Below are 19041 nucleotides of genomic sequence, written 5' to 3'. Positions count from 1 at the left end.
AGGAACAGCTCGGTGCCCTGCGAGTCGGTGACGACCTTCGCCTGGTGCGGACGGCTGTAAACGGTCTTGCCGTTCTCCTCCGTCTTCACGAGGGCGATCGGGGCCGCCTTCCACTGCGCGCGACGCGAGCGGGTGTTGGAACGGGAAACCTTGCGCTTCGGGGGGTTACCGGCCATGGCTAACTCTCTTCTGTGTTCTCAGGAGCACGACGGTCTGCCGTACTCCCCTGGTCTGTGATCTGCTGGAGCGCACTCCATCGAGGATCGATGGGAGCGTCTGCCTCCACTCCGGCGCTTTCGGTCAGTCGCTCGCCTGTAACCGGATCGAGTCCGAGGCAATCCGGCTGACACACCGGCTGAAAAGGAAGCGCCATGACGGCGGCTTCCCTGACAAGAATTTCAAGATCCACGTGGTTGTCTTGAACTTCGAAGTCAGTCTCTTCCTCACCAGGATACGCGAAAAGCTCCTGGAACTCGACTTCGACAGGCCGGACGATCTCCGTGAGGCATCGTCCGCAGACTCCGGAGTACTCGGCATCCGCCGTTCCGGAGACGAGAATGCCCTCGTGGACAGACTCGAGACGGACATCGAGATCGACCTCGGTACCGGCGTCGAAAGTGACGATCCCCTCACCCCAGCGTTCAGCCAGAGGAACCGTGATCTGATACTCACGCATCTCACCGGGGTGTCGAACGATGTCTCGGACCGGCACCACGAAGGGGCCGTTGAATCGGGTCTTCACACCTTCATGCTACCGGCCGCACCTGAGTGCGGGGCCGGTATCTCAGAGCCCGCGCGCGCCCGTGTCGAGGAAAGCCGCCACAGCACGCGGCACGAAAGGAGCGACATCGCCGCCAAGACCGGCGACCTGACGCACGAGAGAGCTCGACACCATGGCGTGGGCAGGGTCAGGCAGCAGGAACACCGTCTCGATGTCGGCGAGATGGCGGTTCACGATCGCCATGGGCGATTCGTAGGCGACATCGATCTGCGAACGGATGCCCTTCACGAGCACTCCCGCGTTCACATCGCGCGCATAGTCGACGAGAAGCCCCATGCTCCAGGATCCGACCACGATGTTGCCGCCCATGCCGTCTTCCTCGATGGACTGCTCCAGCAGAGACAAACGCTGCGCGATCGGCAGCATTGCCTCTTTTCCGGGGTTGTGCACGACCAGGACGTGGAGCTCGTCGTACAGCTTCGCCGCCCGACGGATGACGTCGAGGTGACCGAGGGTGGGCGGGTCGAAAGACCCCGGGACGACGGCGATCCGGCTGCTCATGGAAATCAGCCTATTGCACCCCTCGTCAGTTCTTCGCGAGAGCGGCGCGATCCTCGTCGCTCACCCGTCTGGCGATGGCATCGCGAAGATCCGGATGCTCCGCCAGCTGCGGGTCGTGATGAAGAATCTCCTCCGCCAGCTCGCGCGCACGGGCGATGAGCTTCGAGTCCTTGACGACTCGCAGCAACCGCAACGATGACCGAACGCCCGACTGGTTGGCTCCGAGAACATCGCCCTCTCCCCGAAGCTCGAGGTCGACCTCTGCAAGCGCGAATCCGTCGAGAGTGGCTGCGACGGCATCGACACGCTCACGGGCGAGCGAGTCCTCTTCCGTCTCGGTCACGAGCAGACAGAGCCCCGGCACGCCGCCGCGCCCGACGCGACCGCGCAGCTGATGCAGCTGAGACACCCCGAAGCGATCGGCGTCCAGAACGATCATGGTCGAGGCATTGGGCACGTCGACGCCGACCTCGATGACGGTCGTCGCGATCAGCACATCGATCTCGCCACGGGCGAAGGACTGCATGATGGCGTCCTTCTCATCGGAGGGCATCTTGCCGTGCAGAACGGCGCGTCGCAGTCCGCCGATCGTCGGATGCGTCGCAAGGGCGGCCTCCAGCTGGACGACGCCCCAGCGCGGGCCGGTTCCTCCTTCTTCGGAAGGCAGGAGCGCTGCAGCATCCTCCTGCCCGCCAGATTTCGTCGTCGTGTCGATCGCGGCGCACACGGCGAAGACCTGGCGCCCGAGCGCGATCTCCTCCGAGGCCCGTTCCCACACGCGGTGCCACCATGCGGGATGCTCCGCGAGAGGCGCGACGAAGGATTGAATGCCGGCACGGCCGGCGGGCATCGTACGAATCACCGACGTATCGAGGTCGCCGAACACCGTCATGGCGACCGTGCGCGGGATCGGCGTCGCGGTGAGGACGAGCGCATGAGGGCTGGATCCCTTGGCGCGGAGCGCCTCACGCTGCTCGACGCCGAAGCGGTGCTGTTCATCGACGACCACGAAACCCAGGTCGGCGAATGTCGTCTTCTCCCCCAGCAGGGCGTGCGTGCCCACGACGATCAGCGCCTGCCCGGACGCGACGCGCAACGCAGCTCTTCGCCGCTCCGCGGCCGGCATCTGTCCGGTGAGCAGAGTCGGCATGAGCTGCGCCGACAGGTCAGGGCCCAGCATCTTCGTGATCGATCGCAGGTGCTGACCCGCGAGCACCTCGGTCGGGGCGATCAGCGCCGACTGCCCGCCGCTCTCGGCCACCTGCAGCATGGCCCGAAGGGCGACGAGCGTCTTGCCGGAGCCGACCTCTCCCTGCACGAGCCGGTTCATCGGCCACGTTCCGACCAGGTCGTCGGAGATCTGGTCACCGACCGTCTGCTGGTCGGGAGTCAGCGTGTACGGCAAGGCCGCGTCGAATCTCTCGAGCAGCCCTCCGGCGCCGGCCGGGCGCGCCGTCGCGTTCAGAGAGCGGACGGCCTCGCGCTGCTGCAGGAGCGCTGTCTGCAGGACGAGCGCCTCGTGCATCCGCAGGGTGCGCACCGCGGGATCGACGTCGGTCTTCGTCTCGGGCCGGTGCACCTGGATCAACGCGGTGCGCGCATCGAGAAGGCCGTTGGCCTCGCGCACGTCGGCCGGCAACGGGTCGGGCACATCGCCGAGCTTCGTCAGCACCGATTCGATGATCTCCCGCAGCTGCGCGCTCGCAATCGTCGCCGTGGCCGGGTAGATGGGGATGGGGCGGTGGGCCCGTTCCTCGACCTGCGCCTTGCGATCCTCATCGTCATCGAAGAGCTCGTACTGCGGATGAGAGAACTGGGTGACCTCGTTGAAGGCGCTCACCTTGCCGGAGAACACGCCTCGACGGCCGGGGCGCAGCTCATCGCGCCGCCACTCGGCCTGGCCCAGGTTCTTGGCGAAGAACATCAGGGACACGCGCCCGTGCCCATCGCCGATGATCACGTCCGTCATCGCGCCGTTGCGGTTGCGCATCATGCGCGCCGACGACGACAGCACCTCGGCGACGATCGTCACGGTCTCGCCGATCGGCAGCTCGCGGATCGGCGTGAGCTCGGCGGCGTCGGCATAGCGACGCGGGTAGTGCGCCAGCAGATCGCCCAGGGTCTGCATGCCGAAGGCGCGCTCGAGCTTCTTCGCCGGCCCCTGGCCGATGGCCTCGGGCAGAGCGGTATCGAGGGAGAACGACATGTCTGAAGTCTAGAGAAGGTCACAGACACCCATAGGCTGAACAGGTGACGAGGATCATCGCAGGAGCAGCGCGCGGCGTGCGCTTGGACGTGCCCGGCAGCGGCACCCGACCCACGAGCGACCGTGTGCGCGAGTCTTTGTTCGGCGCGTTGGAGTCGATGGATGCTCTCACCGGTGCGCGCGCGCTCGATCTGTACGCCGGCTCCGGCGCCCTGGGCCTCGAGTCCCTCAGCCGCGGCGCCGTGTCACTGGATCTCGTCGAGAAATCGCGCCCCGCGGCATCCGTCATCCGCAAGAACGCGGATGCCGTGGCGAAGGCGATGGGTGAAGCATCCGCCCGTGTCCACGAAAGTGCCGTCCAGACGTTCCTCAAGCGTGCCGAGAGCAGGTGGGACCTCGTCTTCACCGACCCGCCCTACGACCTCAGCGATGACGCCATGACGGGCGACCTCATCGCTCTCGCACCACGGCTGTCGCCCGATGCCGTCGTCGTGATCGAACGCGGCAGCCGTGCGACGCCGCCCGATGTCTCCGCCGCCGGTCTCGAGATCTTCCGCGAGAAGACCTACGGAGACACGGCGATGTGGTGGGCTCAGCCCGTCGACGAGTCCCAGTCCCGATAAGGATCCCAGCCGGCGGCGTCCACAGCTTCTCCGTCGCAGAGCACACCGTGCTCCCGCCGCGGGCGGACCGCGCCGATCACCCGGAAACCTTCAGGAACGGCACCGGCCGGGAACGTCGCGAGCAGAGCATGGTCCTCTCCGCCGGAGAGCGCCCGCTGCGGATTCTCCCCCAGCGTCGCCGAATCTATGTCGATCGTGATGCCGGATGCTGTCGCCATGCGCCCCGCATCCAGAACCAGGCCGTCCGAGACGTCCATCATGGCCGTCGCACCGGCACGGGCCGCGACCGGACCCAGAGAGATCGGCGGCTCCGGACGCAGCTGAGCGGCGACGGCACCGAGCTCGCCGGCATCCAGAACCGTTGCGTCCACCGGAACCGGCTCACCGTCGGTTCGGAACCGTTCGAAGAGCAGCGACAGACCCCGCGCCGAGACACCCATGTTCCCTGCGATCGCCACCACATCACCCGCACGGGCACCGGAGCGCGTCACCGCGGCACGGCCCTCGAGATCACCGAGCGCGGTCACCGCGACCGTCAGGGTATCCGAGACCGTGAGGTCTCCCCCGACCACAGCGCAACCGGGCGCGAGCGCATCGCACGCCGCGCGAAAGCCCTCCGCCATCCGCTCCACGAACGACAGCCGTGTCTCCCGAGGAACCGCCAACGCCACGAGCAGCGCCGTCGGACGCGCGCCCATCGCCGCCACATCGGAGAGATTCACCGCGGCCGACTTCCAGCCGAGATCGAATCCGTTCGACCAGGCCAGCCGGAAGTCCGGGCCGTGCACGAGCGTATCCGTCGTCGCGACGACGGAGCCCGATGGAGCCGAAATGACTGCAGCGTCGTCTCCCGGGCCGAGCAACGCATACGAGGCATCGCCCGTGCGCTCGAGGATCGCGCGAAGCACGGTTCCCTCCGAGATATCGCCCAGGCAGGGGTCGAAGTCTGTTGAGCGAATGGACATAGTCCCAACGGTAGCCTGGAAGCATGCTCCGCCGTCTCGCCGCACCCGCCGTCGTCCTGCTCGGGGCCGCCATGCTTGCCGGGTGCTCGAGCACCGTGCACCTCGAGCCGGCCGCCGATTCGAACAACCCCCTGTGCGCCGAAGTCATGGTCAGCCTGAAGACCGTAAACTCCGTCGCCGAGCAAGAGCGCCGCTGGACCGATGCCCAGGCCACCGCCGCCTGGGGATCGCCGACCTCGTCGATCCTGCTGACCTGCGGACTCGACAAGCCCGCGCCCACCAGCGAACTGCAGTGCGTGACGATGGAGGGCGTCGACTGGCTCGTCGACGCCACCGACACCCCGAAGCTGCGGCTGACGACCTACGGCCGCGAACCCGCCGTGCAGCTGTACGTCGACACCGGCGTCGTCAGCTCCAACGATGTCATCAGCAGTCGCGGAATCGTCGGCGCCGTGACCTCGATCCCCGCGACGAACGAGTGCACGACACCGGACGAGATCGACGAGGAAGCGGCCGAACAGCTGCTCGACTGATCAGCGTCCGAGGCCGCCCTCGATGAGTTCGGTGATCAGGTCGGTGTAGCTCAGCCCCGAGGCGACCCAGCACTTCGGGAACATGGAGATCGGCGTGAAGCCGGGCATCGTGTTGAGCTCGTTGACGATCAGCTCGCCCTGCGGGGTGACGAAGAAATCGACACGTGCGAGCCCCTGACCATCAACGGCCTCGAAAGCGCGCAGCGCCGTCTCACGCAGACGCTCGATCAACGATGCGTCGACATCGGCCGGACAGACGATCTCGACCCCATCACCACCGAGGTACTTGCCCTCGAAGTCGTAGAAATCGCGGGTCGTCAGCACGACCTCGCCGGGAAGCGATGCACGCGCCGGAGAGCCGTTGCGTCCGGCGAGGACACCGACCTCGATCTCCCGACCCGTGATGCTCGTCTCCACGAGCACCTTCGGGTCCTCCGCGAAGGCGATGCGCAGAGCCTCATCGATTCCCTCGCCATCGACGACCCTCGAGACTCCGACGCTCGAGCCGGCGCTGGCCGGCTTCACGAACACCGTGTCGCCGAGCTCGGTGATCCGGGCGCGCACAGCCGCGGCATCCTGCGTCCACTCGCGATGACGCACCGTGATTCCGGACGCCACCTGAATGCCGGCCGACGACAGGGCGAGCTTCGTGAAGTGCTTGTCGAGGCTGACCGCGGAATCCAGAATCCCGCACCCCGCATAGGGGATCTCGAGCACGTCGAAGAAGCCCTGAATGGCTCCGTCCTCGCCGTGTAGCCCGTGCAGCAGCGGCAGTACGACGTCGATCTCGCCGTGGTCGGTCACCGAGCCATCGGCATGCACCACACGCAGCGTGCGGTCGCCGTCCGGCTGAGGCCACAGCACACGCGAACCGTTGTCGAGCACCTCGGGCATGCTCTCGGCGTTCAACGCGAACTTCGCCGCGTCATCCTGCTCGAGGACGAACGCGCCCGCACGGGTGATTCCGACCGGGATCACATCGAAGCGATCGCGATCAATCGCCTGCAGCACTCCGCCCGCCGTTGCGGAACTGATGGAGTGCTCGCTGGAACGCCCGCCGAAGAGCACCGCCACCGTCTGCTTGTCCATGATTGGTTCTCTCCTCCTGGGGAGTGTCGTCGTCCGTGGTCAGATGCGGAGCGATGTCGCGCGGGTTCATCTTCCCGTCGAGCACCATCTTCACCTGCTCCACGATCGGCATGTGCACGTCTGCTTCATGAGCCAGCTGCAGGATCGGGGCGACGGATGCCAGCCCCTCCGCGGTCTGGTTCATCTGCTTGATGACGTCCTGATAGCTGTATCCCTGCCCGAGCAGGCGCCCGGCCGTGTTGTTGCGGCTCAGCGGCGACTGGCACGTGGCGATGAGATCACCGAGGCCGGCCAGACCCTGCAGGGTCTCCGGCTGCGCGCCGTTCGCCACTGCGAAGTCCGTCATCTCGACGAGTCCGCGTGTGATGATCGACGCCTTGGTGTTCTCGCCGTATCCGACGCCGTCGACGATGCCGATCGCGACCGCGATGAGGTTCTTCAGCACGCCGCCGAACTCGGTTCCGATGACATCGGTGTTCACGAACGTGCGGAAGTAACGATTACGCGCAGCCCGCGCGACGGTATCGGCGGTGTCCTGACTGAGCGACGCGATGACCGCGGCGGTGGGCTGCTCCCGGGCGATCTCGAGAGCGAGGTTCGGTCCGGATGCCACGGCGATCCGATTCGGATCGCACCGCAGCTCCTGCTCGATGACCTGACTCATCCGCAGACCCGAGGAGCGCTCGACGCCCTTCATCAGGCTGATGACGGGAATCTCCCGGTCCGCGAGAAGCGGGCGCACGGCTTTGAGGTTCTCCCTCAGCGACTGGCTGGGCACCGAGAGGTAGACCTGGTCCACGCCGTCGAGCGCACGTGATAGTTCATGCGTCGCGCCCATACTGCGCGGCAGATTGATGCCGGGGAGGTACTTCGAATTGCGCTTGGCCTCGGCGATCTCGAGCGCCTGCTCGGGGCGCCGCGCCCACATCGTGACGTGCGCGCCCCCGTCGGCCAGGATCTTGCCGAAGGTCGTCCCCCAGCTTCCGGAGCCGATGACTGCGACACGGGGCCCATCGGATGCGATCGGTTTAGGAGTCAAGGCGACCCGTCTCCTTCTGTCCGTGATCGGCAGGATTCCAGCGTTTCGACGGGGCCTTCTCCTCGCGGAGATCCTCGAGCAGTGCCGTGATGGCGGCCATGAGCCGTTCCGTGGCCTCGGTGACCGCCGCCTGATCATGCTCCTTGCCGACCAAGTCGCTGATGTCGACGGGGTCGCCGATGCTGATCTGAACACGCTTGCGCGGAGGCCAGAGCTTCAAGCCCTTCGAGTAACGGCCCATGATCTCCTGCGTACCCCACTGAGCCATCGGGATCAGCGGAATGTCGCCGGCCATCGCCAGTCGAACAGCGCCCGACTTGCCGCGCATGGGCCACAGATCGGGGTCGCGAGTCAACGTGCCCTCGGGGTAGACGATGACGCCCCGGCCGTTCTCGACGAGTGCGCGCGACTGCGCGATCGTCTGCGCTGCGGCCGTGCGCGACGACGATCGTGCGACGGGAACCATCCCGGTGCGCGTGAGCGCCCACCCGAGAACCGGAACACGGAACAGGCTGTCCTTCGCCATGAACCGCGGTAGACGTCCCAGCCGCCAGACGGCGACGGCGACGATCAACGGATCGAACTCCGAGTAGTGGTTCGGAGCGAGCACGAACGCGCCCGTCGCCGGGAGCTTTTCGCGCCCGCGGAAGCGGAGCTTCGCGACGAAGGACACGAAGGGCACGACGAGCACCGCCAGAAGCCAGAACAGACTCGGGCGTGCCCTCTCCGATGACCGGGAAGCCACCGGAATCACCCGATGACGTCGAAGTCGGCGCCGACGGCCTCGAGCTTCTCGAGGAACTTCTCGTAGCCGCGGCTGAGGATGTCGACACCGGAGACCTTCGACTCGCCGGTCGCGGTGAGCGCGGCGATCACGTGGCTGTAGCCGCCGCGAAGATCGGGCACGACGATGTCGGCACCTCTCAGCGGCGTGGGTCCGGTGATGACGGCAGCCTGTTCGAGCTCGCGACGCGGCACGCGGCGCGGCCCGTCCTGGAGTCCGTGCGGGTGCACGACGATGTCGGCGCCCATCTTCACGAGCGCGTCCGTGAATCCCATGCGGTTCTCGTACACGGTCTCGTGGACCACCGAACGGCCGTTGGCCTGAGTCAGAGCGACAACGAGCGGCTGCTGCCAATCGGTCATGAATCCGGGGTGGACATCGGTCTCGACCACGACGGGCTTAATCTCCCCATCGCGACGGAACAGGATGCCGTCCTCCTGGATGTCGAACCATCCGCCAGCCTTGCGGAACACGTTAAGGAACGTGAGCATCTCCTGCTGACGTGCACCGCCGACGAAGATCTCACCGTCGGTCGCGAGAGCCGCCGATGCCCAGGACGCGGCCTCGTTGCGGTCGAAGATCGACCGGTGGTCGTAGCCGCGCAGGTGCTCGACGCCCTCGATGAGGATGACGCGGTTCGGCTCGTAGGAGATGATCGCGCCCATCTTCTGCAGAAGCGCGATCAGATCCATGATCTCGGGCTCGATGGCGGCGTTGCGCAGCTCGGTGATGCCCTCGGCGCGGACGGCGGTGAGCAGCACCTGTTCCGTCGCCCCCACACTCGGATAAGGCAGATGGATGTTCGCACCGTGGAGTCGTCCGCCCTGCGTGGACAGTCGGATGCCGCTGGGCAGCTTCTCGACGACCGCGCCGAACTTGCGCAGCGCATCCAGGTGGAAGTCGATCGGACGGTCGCCGATGCGGCAGCCCCCGAGGTCGGGGATGAACGCCTCGCCGAGACGGTGCAGAAGCGGTCCGCAGAACAGGATCGGAATGCGCGATGCACCCGCATGCGCGTCGATCTCCTCCATGTGGGCGGACTCGACATCGCTCGGATCCAGCACGAGGGAACCCGGCTCATCTCCCTCGGAGACGCGGACCCCGTGAACCTCGAGCAGAGAGCGGACGACAGCGACATCGCTGAGGTTCGGCACATCGCGCAGGATGCTGGCGTCTTCACCGAGGAGTGCGGCCACCATCGCCTTGGTCACGAGGTTCTTCGCGCCGATCACATCGACGCGCCCGCGCAACGGTCGGCCGCCACGGATCGCCAGTACATCTCCGGTCAAAACAGGACTCCATCCTGAGGCTCTGCACGCGCGACGGACGTCACACGGCATCGCTTCGGTATTCACAGTCGCGGCCCCAGGCCGCTGGGGCGGATGCCCCGACTCACGGTGTGCTCGATGTCAGCGGACAGGGAGCGTGCGTGGGCGCCACGACTCGCGGCGCGCCTCGAACTGAGCGATCTTGTCTTCGTTGCGCAGCGTGAGCCCGATGTCATCGAGCCCTTCGAGGAGCCGCCACCTAGTGTAATCGTCGACGCCGATCTCGACATGGACTTCACCGATCGTGGCCGTGCGCTCTTCGAGGTTCACAGTGATCTGCGCACCGGGGTTCGCGTCGATCTCGGCCCAGATGCGTTCGAGGTCTTCCTCTGAGATCGTTGCCGCGAGCAGGCCCTGCTTGCCGGCGTTGCCTCGGAAGATGTCCGCGAAGCGCGGGCTCAGCACGACAGAGAAGCCGAAGTCTCGCAGCGCCCAGACGGCGTGCTCCCGGCTGGATCCGGTGCCGAAGTCGGGACCGGCGACCAGGACCGACGCGCCCTGGAACACCGGCTGATTGAGCACGAAGTCCTCATCCTGTCGCCAGGCGTAGAACAGTGCGTCATCGAAGCCCGTCTTGGTGACGCGCTTGAGGAACACCGCGGGGATGATCTGGTCCGTGTCGACGTTCGAGCGCTTCAGCGGAGCGGCGATCCCGGTGTGGGTGGTGAACTTCTCCATGGTCAGGCTCCAACCAACTCTGCGGGCACGTCGAGGTCGTTCGGGCTCGAGAGGGTTCCGCGCACCGCGGTGGCGGCGGCGACGAGCGGCGACACGAGGTGCGTGCGACCGCCCTTGCCCTGTCGACCCTCGAAGTTGCGGTTCGAGGTCGATGCGCAGCGCTCCCCCGGCGCCAATTGATCGGGGTTCATGCCCAAGCACATCGAGCATCCGGCGAAGCGCCACTCCGCTCCGAACTCCGTGACGATCTTGTCGATGCCCTCGGCCTCGGCCTCCAGGCGCACCCGCGCGGAACCGGGCACGACCATGACGCGCACGCCTTCTGCCTTCTTGCGTCCCTTGATGATCGATGCAAAGGCACGCAGGTCCTCGATGCGACTGTTCGTGCAGGACCCCATGAACACGGCATCCACGGGCACTTCCTTCAGCGGCGTTCCGGGAACCAGATCCATGTACTCGAGCGCCCGCTCGGCGGCGATCCGCTCGTTCGGGTCCTCGAAGTCGGCCGGGTTCGGCACGGCCGCCGACAGCGAGCTGCCCTGCCCGGGGTTGGTGCCCCAGGTCACGAACGGCTCGAGCTCATCGGCGTCGATGAAGACCTCGGCGTCGAAGACGGCGCCCTCATCGGTGGGGAGCGTCCGCCAGTAGGCGACCGCGTCGTCCCAGTCTTGCCCCTGCGGGGCGTGCGGCTTGTCCTTGACGTAAGCGAAGGTCGTCTCATCGGGGGCGACCATGCCGGCACGGGCGCCGGCCTCGATCGACATGTTGCAGATCGTCATGCGCCCCTCCATCGAGAGGGCCCGGATCGCACTGCCGCGGAACTCGAGCACGTAGCCCTGTCCGCCGCCGGTGCCGATCTTCGCGATGACCGCCAGGATGATGTCCTTGGCGCTCACGCCGGGCTTGAGCTCGCCGTCGACCGTGATCGCCATGGTCTTGAACGGCTTCAGCGGCAGCGTCTGGGTGGCCATGACGTGCTCGACCTCGCTGGTGCCGATGCCGAAGGCCATCGCGCCGAATGCGCCGTGGGTCGAGGTGTGCGAGTCGCCGCACACGACCGTGATGCCGGGCATGGTCAGGCCGAGCTGCGGACCGACCACATGAACGATGCCCTGCTCGGCATCGCCGAGCGAGTGGATGCGCACGCCGAACTCCTCGGCGTTGCGCCGCAGGGTTTCGATCTGCGTCCGACTCGTGAGATCGGCGATGGGCTTATCGATCTCGAGCGTCGGAGTGTTGTGGTCTTCCGTCGCGATCGTGAGGTCGAGGCGGCGCAGCGGCCGATCCTCGGTGCGCAGACCGTCGAAGGCCTGCGGACTGGTCACTTCGTGCACGAGGTGCAGGTCGATGTAGATCAGGTCGGGCTCACCGTTCTCGCCCTTGACGACGAGATGGTCATCCCAGACCTTCTCGGCGAGGGTGCGAGGACGGCTCGCGAATACGGTGGAATCAGCTGAGGTCATGTCGATATCTCCAGAATTCGGCGGTTCGGCCACGCTGAACGCCGCGACGAGAGGGCCTAGTACGAGGTCTCGCCGCGGCCGCTAAGAAGAAGAACCACACGCCGCATGTCGGTCAGTTTACACCGCGGCGACGACCGGATTGACCGCTCAGTGCGTGGGCGGGCTGGGGTGCAGCTGATCCGGTCCGCGACGACGGTCGCGCGAAGAGGCGATCAGGCTGGCCACGGTCGCGACGCCCATCGCCGCGACGATCACGGTGAGGGACAACCAGATCGGCACATCGGGAGCCCAGGCGATGGGCTGGCCGCCGTTGATGAACGGCAGCTCGTTGACGTGCATGGCGTGCAGCACGAGCTTGACGCCGATGAAGCCGAGGATGACCGCGATGCCGTAGTGGAGGTAGCGCAGGCGGTCGAGAAGGTCGCCGAGGAGGAAGTAGAGCTGACGCAACCCCATCAGGGCGAAGATGTTCGCGGTGAAGACGAGGAAGCTGTTCTGGGTGATGCTGAAGATGGCCGGGATCGAGTCGATCGCGAACATGAGGTCGGTGACGCCGATCACGACGAACACCATGATCATCGGGGTCCAGATCCTCTTGCCGTCGACGACCGTCCGCAGCTTCGAGCCGTCGAACTCATCGCTGATGTCGATCCGGCGCCGAAGCATCCGGACGACGAAGTTCTCCCGCTTGGGCTCCTCGTCATCGCCCTCCGGCATGGCCTGCTTGATCGCCGTCCAGATCAAGAAAGCGCCGAACAGGTAGAAGATGGGCGAGAAGTTCTCGATGATCGCGACGCCGGCGAGGATGAAGATGCCGCGCAGGACGATCGCGATGAGGATGCCGACCATCAGAACCTGCTGCTGCAGGCGCCGTGGCACGGAGAACTGAGCCATGATCAGCACGAAAACGAAGAGATTGTCGATCGAGAGGCTGTATTCGAGCGCCCAGCCGGTCAAGAACTCGGCCGCGAAGTGCGCATCGGCCACGAAGAACAGTACGCCGGCGAACACGAGCGCGAGCCCCACGTAGAAGACGACCCAGAGTGTCGACTCCTTGGTGGAGGGGATGTGCGGGCGGAGGCGGACCAGAAGAAGATCGCCGATGAGGACGAGGACGAGGACCACCATCGCGGTGATCTCGAACCACACAGGAATGTTCACGGGTGCGGGGCACCTTTCGAGAGGAGTCGGAAAACGGCCGAAAGTCTCTCCCCCGCGCTTCGCGCGGCCTGCGCCCGGAGCAACGATGTCGGTGCTCGTGATGACGGACGCAGAGATCTGGGATACTCCCTCTCGCGGGTTCGATGTTACCCGAGTCATGGCCCCGGGGACGAAATACGGATTAAGCAGGCGTGCCGGAACTTTGCCCCACTTATCGGGCCCGACATACAATTCTGTGATACCCGAATTAAACGTACGACGTCGTACCTCCCGATGACGATGTCGCACTCCCACACGCGGTGCAACCCGCCTTTCCTAGGAGACTCCTATGGGTCGTATTACCCCAACCATGATCGATGACGACGATGACGTGCTGGTAACGAGGCGCCGCAGGAACACTGTTCTCCTGGCCATCGTCAGCATCCTCCTCGCAGTCGCTCTTCTCGTCGTCGTCAGTGTTATCTTCACGAAGCGATCCGCTGTCGCGGACGGTGCTGATGATGCTCCGACCTCGGCATGCATCGCCGAGGGGATGCGCATCATCGCCGACCCGTCCGTCGCCGATGCGCTCCGCGCCGTCGTCGACGATGCGCAGACCGCAGATGGCTGCGCCGCTCTGTCGGTGACGGAGGTGGACAGCGTCGTCACCGCTGATTCCCTGGCCGAGGGCAACGCCCCCGAGTTCGACATCTGGGTTCCGGATTCCGATATGTGGCCCTCCTACGTCACCGCCCAGTCGAAGACGACCGGCGCAACCCCGGTCGAGCTCGCCGTCGGCGACATCGTCGCGAGCACACCGGTGGTCTTCGCCGCGAATGAGGACGTTGCCGAGGTCCTCGGGTCCCGGGATGTCGGCTTCTCCAGTCTGACCCGCCCGGACGCGCTCGACATCAAGGCCGCGCTGCCCGACCCGACCAGGATCTCCAGCAGCTCGGCCGCGCTGCTCTCGCTGCAGACCGCGGTCGCCGGCGACGCCCGTACGTTCACCGGCCTCATCCTCAGCCGCGCCCTGGGCGCGCCCACGACGGCGGATGCCCTCGAGATCGCGGCGACCACCGGAAACATCGCCGTCACGACGGAGCAGGCCCTGCGTCAGCACGTCGAGGCCGACGGCCTCGTCGCCATCTATCCCGCCGATGTCCAGCCCTCGCTCGGCATCCCACTGGTCACTGCGGCCGGCGCATCCGCGGGCCCCCTCGCCGCCGCCGACGCGATCTCCGCAGCGATGCAGACCGCCGGCGATCGCCTGGCGGACTACGACCTGCGCGACGCCGTCGGTGTCGACGCGTCCTCCGAGGACGCAGCCGCGATCACCCCGATGGACAGCGTGAACCAGGCCGAGGTGCTGCGCACATGGCGCGTCCTCACCGCTCCGTCGCGCATGCTCGCGCTCAGCGACGTGTCCGGTTCGATGAACCAGCTTGTCGACGGCAGCCAGACCCGCATCTCCCTGTTCGAGCAGGCAGCGGTACGCGCGATCCACTCCCTGTCTGACGATTCGTCCATGGCCGTCTGGGCGTTCTCCAGCCGCCGCATCGGCGCCCAGGACTGGCAGGAGGTCCTCCCCTTCGGCCCGCTCGGCGATCCCGAGCACAAGAAGCGCGCCATCGAGACGGCGAGCAGCCTCCGCACCTACGTCGGCGGCGGCACGGGCCTCTACGACAGCGTGTACGCAGCGGTGAAGTACATGAAGGAGACCTACGTCCCCGGCGAGATCAACCTCGTGCTGCTGAACACCGACGGCTACAACGAGGATGATGACGGACTCGACCTGCGCGGCCTGCTCGAGGAACTCGAGAAGCTCTACGACCCGGCCACCCCGGTCCCCGTCATCGCGATCGGTTACGGCCCCGACACTGATCAGGACGCGCTCGAGCAGATCGCCGCGGCGACGGAGGGCGCCGCCTACCAGGCGCTCCAGCCGGCAGACATCACGACCGTGCTCGTCGACGCCGTCACGCAGCGAGGATGCCGCCCGTACTGCAGCTGACACATCCGGAGAATCCGTGCAGCGGAAAGGCCGACGAGGGAAAATCCCTCGTCGGCCTTTTGCTTCGCTCTCCCTATCGCCGCGCCTCCGCCGTAACGGATCGGGTGTTATCGAAAATGCGAAAACCCCCGGTGGAACCGGGGGCTTTCTGTTGCGTGACCCCAGCGGGATTCGAACCCGCGTTACCGCCGTGAGAGGGCGTTTCTGGAGTGCTCTGGAGGCTCAAAAGCACCCTCCCTCTCCCCTGTTTCCGCATGATTCCGGGCTTTTCTGGCTCACCGCGTATCTCTCGATTCCCCACGATTCCGATGGGACGTGTCCAAAATGTGTCCAATTCTGGAGGCTTCTGGAGGCTGATTCTGGGTGCGGTACGAGCCCCGACCATCCCGACCATGATGAGAGGAACCTGAAAGAGGAGAAGGAAAAATGGATGATTTGCTCACGATCGACGAAGTTTGCCGCGAGTTTGGCTTCAACCGCCAGCGACTCGCGAAGATGCGCTGGATGGGCGGCGATCACACCCCGCCCTTCATCAAGTTGTCGCGAACCGATATTCGGTATGCGCGTGCTGATGTGATCGCGTGGTTTGAGTCGCGCAAGACCACCTCGACCAACGTGCTCGCGGCAGCGGCTTAGCGCCACACTCCCACCTGAGCCTCACGGTCAATGTAGATCGTGGCGACTCTCTCGATCCCCAACACGTCGAGTGCGCGAAGCTGCCACTCGGCGGGGCAAGTCAGATAGTTCGTCATCGTCCGCGAGAGGATGCGCGCCGCGCAATCCGCGACCGCTTCTTTCGCAGCGACGGTTGAGTCGATCACGTCGAACTCGCTCACGTCAAGGTCGTGCTCGTACGCATACACGTGCACCGCTTCATGAATCACCATCCCCGCGAACGCTCCGGGGAGGATCGGCTCTGCTGGTGGTAGATGGATGACGCGGTGATCGTTCGCGAAGACGCACGCATACGCACCCCGGCACACCGAATCCGCATCGAAGCGGATCGTGACCGGCTCCCCCACGAGCTGCTCGGCGAGCACCTGTGCGTGCGCCCCGGTCTGCGCAGAGACCGTCACAGGGCGCTCGTAGGCGTCTGAGGCGGCTGTGTAGTCCACGCGGTGACCGATGCCGAGCACAAGCAGCACGACCATTGCAAGAGCGGCGCTCGCCATCAGGGTCATCCACGCTTTGATGAGGCGGTCGGCGGCGAAGATGCGGCGCATGATTTCCTTCCAGAAAGGTGAGCGCCAACGAGAAGCCAGGGACTAGTCGGTGACCCCGTAGAACGTGACCTCACGGTTGCGACGCCAACCCTTATGGGCGGTCACGCGCTGATGGACAGGGTTCAAGGGATTCTTGAGTCGGGCGCGAAACTGCGCGGCAGTCAGACCTAGCACCGTCGCAGCCTCCGAGAGCGTTAGCCACCCCTCGACGCTCGTGTCAGGGTGGACGACCTTCTTCGCGGCTCCGGGCATGTTCCGTGTGCGCCACATCGCGGTCGCGGCGGGGTCAGCATCCACAGGCGCAACACCGGCAACCGCAGCAATGTCCGACCACTCCATCTCCCCGGATTTATGCACGGCATCCATCGCTACAGCTAGAGCAGTGTTCGCTTCGTCCAGCGTCACGACGGCGGCGGCACGCTTCTTGGCGGCAGCACGAAAACGAGCGGTGGCTTCGCGAGTGTCGGGGGTTGAGGTCATAGTGAAAGCTATTCTAACAGAATCGTTATACGGATACGAGATTTTTCTGCTGGTCGCGCGCCTTCTTGAGACGCGCTCGCAGTCGTGCGGCGTCGGCGTGTCCTGCAATGCGAGACAGGTCAACCGCACGTACATCATGGTCGTCGACCAGCGAAAGCAGCAGCGCACTCATGCGATCGCTCACCGCGCCACCCTCAGAGGATGCAGGGTCGTGCGCAACCGCGCGGAACTCCTCGACCATCGCGGCAACCTCTGGTGTCAGAGATTCAAGCGATACAGCAGCCGACACGGGTCGCGAATCGCACTTCGGGGCGAGCTTGGTTGCGGGGGTGGCGGCAGCCGGTACAGACGCGACTGCGGGCTCTGTGACGGCGGTCTGGATGCGCTTGCGGCGGGGCTTACGCTCGGGCGCTTCGTCTTGAATGATCGTGCGGATGATCGACTCTGTGATCGCGAGAAAGAACACGGGCGCGGCGGTCGCTACGACAATCGCAAGAACGCCATCTCCTCGCTCCGCGTGCGCAAGGTAGTTCGCGCCCGAGGATGCCAACGTCGCCGACCAAAGAATCGTGAGTTCGAGGGTCGCCTTCCGGCGCTGTCCGCGCTTGACCGCCGCCAGTAGACCGGCAACGAGGATGCCGCCGTCGATAGCGAGCGGCACGACCCACGGGGTGCTGTGCAGCCCGATCGCCTCTGCGGCGTGAGCGAGCCCCTGGTACGAAACGACAAAGAGCGCCGCCGCGACGACGACCGCGAGAACAATCGCGGTCACACTGAGAGCGCGGGAGTCGCCGAGGAATCCGGCTTTGCGAGGCATCAGTTGCCTCCTGGCACAAGTCGAATGCGCACGTTGGTCATGTCGCGCGTGAGGTGAACACCGTTCTCGCGAACCTGCGTCTCGCGCGTCTCTACACCCTCGACGACATAGGCGCGCGCCGCACTACTGGCGACCCGACCGCGCACGATGCGGGGACGACGCACGAGGATGCGGTCGCCAACCGAAGGCTCTGCTCCGGGGAGGTCACCAAGCGTCGCTGTTCCGTCCACAAGGAAGCTGTCCTTGTGGTCGGCGGCATACTGTCCGGGTGCGATGAATGTGCTCATGAGGTTGCTCCTTCCAGAGCGAGGTGAGTGCGCGCACTGCGCGGGGTTTGGTCAAAGATCGGGGACTCGGGTCGCATCGTGCGGCGCGGGCGGGTTGGAATCGAAGCGGTGATGACGTGGCGCACAACCTCGCTGTCGAGGGGTGTCGCTACCGAAATCATGGTCGGCACCACCGGCAGAGACGCGAGTGAGAGCAGGTCTGCGGCGGGGACGGTGCGGGTCGTGACGGTGGTCATCGGTGATCCTTTCGCTCTTGGGGCGTGAGGCAGCAGCCGAGCGAATCCCAGCGCTTGCGGGAGATTGGCTTCCAACACACGGGACACACGACGGTCGCGTGCTCGGGTGGGGTGATGGTGGTCATGGCTACTCCTTTCGGTCTGGGTCTTAGTGCTCGTGACCAAAGATGCGGGTGAGACGGTCGCACTCCGCCTTGCTCGCGCATCCGCTTTCGGTCGGACACTTGTACCCGGCGCGGCGCTTCTTGAACGCTGCTTTGTACGCCGAGCCCTTGGTCGGCTGGGTGCGTAGTTCGGCAGTCATGACTACTCCTTATGGCTTGGGAGATGCGCGGGGCGGCTCGTGGGCGGCACCCCGCGCATCGGGGTTAGTTGGCAGCTTCGGCGCGAGCCGCGAGGATTTCAGCGACGGCGTGCTCCGCAAGGCGGTCGAATGCCGCGTCGGCAGCGGCTTCGAGTTCCGCACGCTTCAACTCGGGTTCGAAGTCACCGTTGATCCACTCTTCTGCGAGCGTGGCGGGCGTCTCGTTGCGGATGTCGTGCTCGATGGGCATTCCGCTGTGAACCATGTTCGCGAGAACCTCCTCCTCCGGGTTGCACAGACGCGCGTCGCCGTTGGTGTTGAGGATTTCGTAGTTGATCTCAGTGATGATTTCGACTTCGGTCGCATCTGCGATTTCAGCGATGATGCGGTCGTAGAGGGTGTCGGTGATAGCCATGTTCTTCATCCTTCTTCTGGTGTTTTCGTTATCCAAAGTCTAACTGATTCGTTAGATGTGCTTCCAGTAGTTCCACCGACTCTCAGGCAATACTCAGCCAACAGAATCGTTAGATGCGCCGCTTGGCGGGGCGGCGAC

The 19041-nt window shown here is 65.5% G+C and carries 23 protein-coding genes; 4 read left to right on the top strand and 19 right to left on the bottom strand.

The window, feature by feature from the left end:
- The 4 genes from rpmF to Q0Z66_RS06200 all read right to left on the bottom strand — a co-directional run.
- On the bottom strand, positions 1–176 hold a 176-nt coding region (gene rpmF / locus Q0Z66_RS06215; protein ID WP_298039021.1), incomplete at its 3' end, for a 50S ribosomal protein L32.
- Between the two features lie 2 nt (positions 177–178).
- Positions 179–676: a DUF177 domain-containing protein gene (locus Q0Z66_RS06210; RefSeq protein ID WP_298039018.1), complete on the bottom strand. Its 498-nt coding sequence runs from the start codon at positions 674–676 to the stop codon at positions 179–181.
- Positions 677–784: 108 nt separating this feature from the next.
- On the bottom strand, positions 785–1282 hold the full coding sequence (coaD, locus tag Q0Z66_RS06205) for a pantetheine-phosphate adenylyltransferase (RefSeq protein ID WP_298039016.1): 498 nt from the start codon (positions 1280–1282) through the stop codon (positions 785–787).
- 25 nt (positions 1283–1307) lie between these two features.
- Positions 1308–3488, bottom strand: coding sequence for an ATP-dependent DNA helicase RecG (locus Q0Z66_RS06200; RefSeq protein ID WP_298039013.1), 2181 nt, complete (start codon positions 3486–3488; stop codon positions 1308–1310).
- 44 nt (positions 3489–3532) lie between these two features.
- On the opposite strand from Q0Z66_RS06200, the gene rsmD reads away from it, so the two are divergent.
- Positions 3533–4111 carry a 16S rRNA (guanine(966)-N(2))-methyltransferase RsmD gene (rsmD, locus tag Q0Z66_RS06195; protein WP_298039010.1) on the top strand — a complete coding sequence of 193 codons (579 nt, stop codon included), beginning with the start codon at positions 3533–3535 and terminating at the stop codon, positions 4109–4111.
- Here rsmD and thiL read toward each other — a convergent pair.
- Positions 4081–5076 carry a thiamine-phosphate kinase gene (thiL, locus tag Q0Z66_RS06190; protein WP_298039008.1) on the bottom strand — a complete coding sequence of 332 codons (996 nt, stop codon included), beginning with the start codon at positions 5074–5076 and terminating at the stop codon, positions 4081–4083. The genes rsmD and thiL overlap by 31 nt on opposite strands.
- Before the next feature lie 23 nt (positions 5077–5099).
- On the opposite strand from thiL, the gene Q0Z66_RS06185 reads away from it, so the two are divergent.
- Positions 5100–5609 (top strand): DUF3515 family protein, encoded by a 510-nt coding sequence (locus tag Q0Z66_RS06185; RefSeq protein ID WP_298039005.1) that lies wholly within the window; start codon positions 5100–5102, stop codon positions 5607–5609.
- On the opposite strand, the gene Q0Z66_RS06180 is transcribed toward Q0Z66_RS06185, so the two are convergent.
- The 7 genes from Q0Z66_RS06180 to Q0Z66_RS06150 form a co-directional block, all read right to left on the bottom strand.
- Positions 5610–6698 (bottom strand): D-alanine--D-alanine ligase family protein, encoded by a 1089-nt coding sequence (locus Q0Z66_RS06180; protein WP_298039004.1) that lies wholly within the window; start codon positions 6696–6698, stop codon positions 5610–5612.
- Positions 6604–7737, bottom strand: a complete 1134-nt coding sequence (locus tag Q0Z66_RS06175) for an NAD(P)H-dependent glycerol-3-phosphate dehydrogenase (protein ID WP_298039000.1) — start codon at positions 7735–7737, stop codon at positions 6604–6606. Before Q0Z66_RS06175 ends, Q0Z66_RS06180 begins: the two co-directional genes overlap by 95 nt.
- Entirely contained in the window at positions 7727–8491 is a 765-nt protein-coding gene (locus Q0Z66_RS06170; RefSeq protein WP_298038999.1) for a 1-acyl-sn-glycerol-3-phosphate acyltransferase, read from the bottom strand. Before Q0Z66_RS06170 ends, Q0Z66_RS06175 begins: the two co-directional genes overlap by 11 nt.
- Complete coding sequence (gene murA, locus Q0Z66_RS06165; RefSeq protein ID WP_298038996.1) at positions 8488–9861, bottom strand: UDP-N-acetylglucosamine 1-carboxyvinyltransferase; 1374 nt, start codon at positions 9859–9861, stop codon at positions 8488–8490. Before murA ends, Q0Z66_RS06170 begins: the two co-directional genes overlap by 4 nt.
- Positions 9862–9930: 69 nt before the next feature.
- Positions 9931–10527 carry a 3-isopropylmalate dehydratase small subunit gene (gene leuD, locus Q0Z66_RS06160; RefSeq protein WP_298038994.1) on the bottom strand — a complete coding sequence of 199 codons (597 nt, stop codon included), beginning with the start codon at positions 10525–10527 and terminating at the stop codon, positions 9931–9933.
- A gap of 2 nt (positions 10528–10529) precedes the next feature.
- Entirely contained in the window at positions 10530–11990 is a 1461-nt protein-coding gene (gene leuC / locus Q0Z66_RS06155) for a 3-isopropylmalate dehydratase large subunit (protein ID WP_298038992.1), read from the bottom strand.
- A 147-nt stretch (positions 11991–12137) separates the two neighbouring features.
- Positions 12138–13151, bottom strand: a complete 1014-nt coding sequence (locus Q0Z66_RS06150; protein ID WP_298038990.1) for a TerC family protein — start codon at positions 13149–13151, stop codon at positions 12138–12140.
- Between the two features lie 328 nt (positions 13152–13479).
- Here Q0Z66_RS06150 and Q0Z66_RS06145 point away from each other — a divergent pair, with 328 nt between their 5' ends.
- A complete protein-coding gene (locus Q0Z66_RS06145; protein WP_298038989.1) occupies positions 13480–15141 on the top strand; it encodes a substrate-binding domain-containing protein in 1662 nt (553 codons plus the stop codon).
- Between the two features lie 426 nt (positions 15142–15567).
- Complete coding sequence (locus Q0Z66_RS06140) at positions 15568–15777, top strand: hypothetical protein (RefSeq protein ID WP_298038987.1); 210 nt, start codon at positions 15568–15570, stop codon at positions 15775–15777.
- On the opposite strand, the gene Q0Z66_RS06135 is transcribed toward Q0Z66_RS06140, so the two are convergent.
- From Q0Z66_RS06135 to Q0Z66_RS06105, 7 genes are all read right to left on the bottom strand, one after another.
- Complete coding sequence (locus Q0Z66_RS06135; RefSeq protein ID WP_298038985.1) at positions 15774–16364, bottom strand: hypothetical protein; 591 nt, start codon at positions 16362–16364, stop codon at positions 15774–15776. The genes Q0Z66_RS06140 and Q0Z66_RS06135 overlap by 4 nt on opposite strands.
- Before the next feature lie 42 nt (positions 16365–16406).
- Positions 16407–16844: a hypothetical protein gene (locus tag Q0Z66_RS06130; RefSeq protein ID WP_298038984.1), complete on the bottom strand. Its 438-nt coding sequence runs from the start codon at positions 16842–16844 to the stop codon at positions 16407–16409.
- A 25-nt stretch (positions 16845–16869) separates the two neighbouring features.
- The gene (locus Q0Z66_RS06125; protein ID WP_298038982.1) at positions 16870–17661 is read right to left on the bottom strand and encodes a DUF2637 domain-containing protein; all 792 of its coding nucleotides are present in this window, start codon (positions 17659–17661) and stop codon (positions 16870–16872) included.
- A complete protein-coding gene (locus Q0Z66_RS06120) occupies positions 17661–17948 on the bottom strand; it encodes a hypothetical protein (RefSeq protein WP_298038980.1) in 288 nt (95 codons plus the stop codon). The genes Q0Z66_RS06125 and Q0Z66_RS06120 overlap by 1 nt, the downstream gene beginning before the upstream one ends.
- Positions 17945–18184, bottom strand: coding sequence for a hypothetical protein (locus tag Q0Z66_RS06115; protein WP_298038979.1), 240 nt, complete (start codon positions 18182–18184; stop codon positions 17945–17947). Before Q0Z66_RS06115 ends, Q0Z66_RS06120 begins: the two co-directional genes overlap by 4 nt.
- A gap of 148 nt (positions 18185–18332) precedes the next feature.
- On the bottom strand, positions 18333–18488 hold the full coding sequence (locus tag Q0Z66_RS06110) for a hypothetical protein (protein ID WP_298038978.1): 156 nt from the start codon (positions 18486–18488) through the stop codon (positions 18333–18335).
- A gap of 64 nt (positions 18489–18552) precedes the next feature.
- Positions 18553–18903, bottom strand: a complete 351-nt coding sequence (locus tag Q0Z66_RS06105) for a hypothetical protein (protein WP_298038977.1) — start codon at positions 18901–18903, stop codon at positions 18553–18555.
- Positions 18904–19041: the final 138 nt, after the last annotated feature.

Source organism: uncultured Microbacterium sp. (assembly GCF_947632095.1).
Taxonomy (GTDB): Bacteria; Actinomycetota; Actinomycetes; order Actinomycetales; family Microbacteriaceae; genus Microbacterium.
The sequence above is the reverse complement of the archived record's forward strand: the minus strand, read 5'-3'. Positions and strand labels throughout refer to the sequence as shown.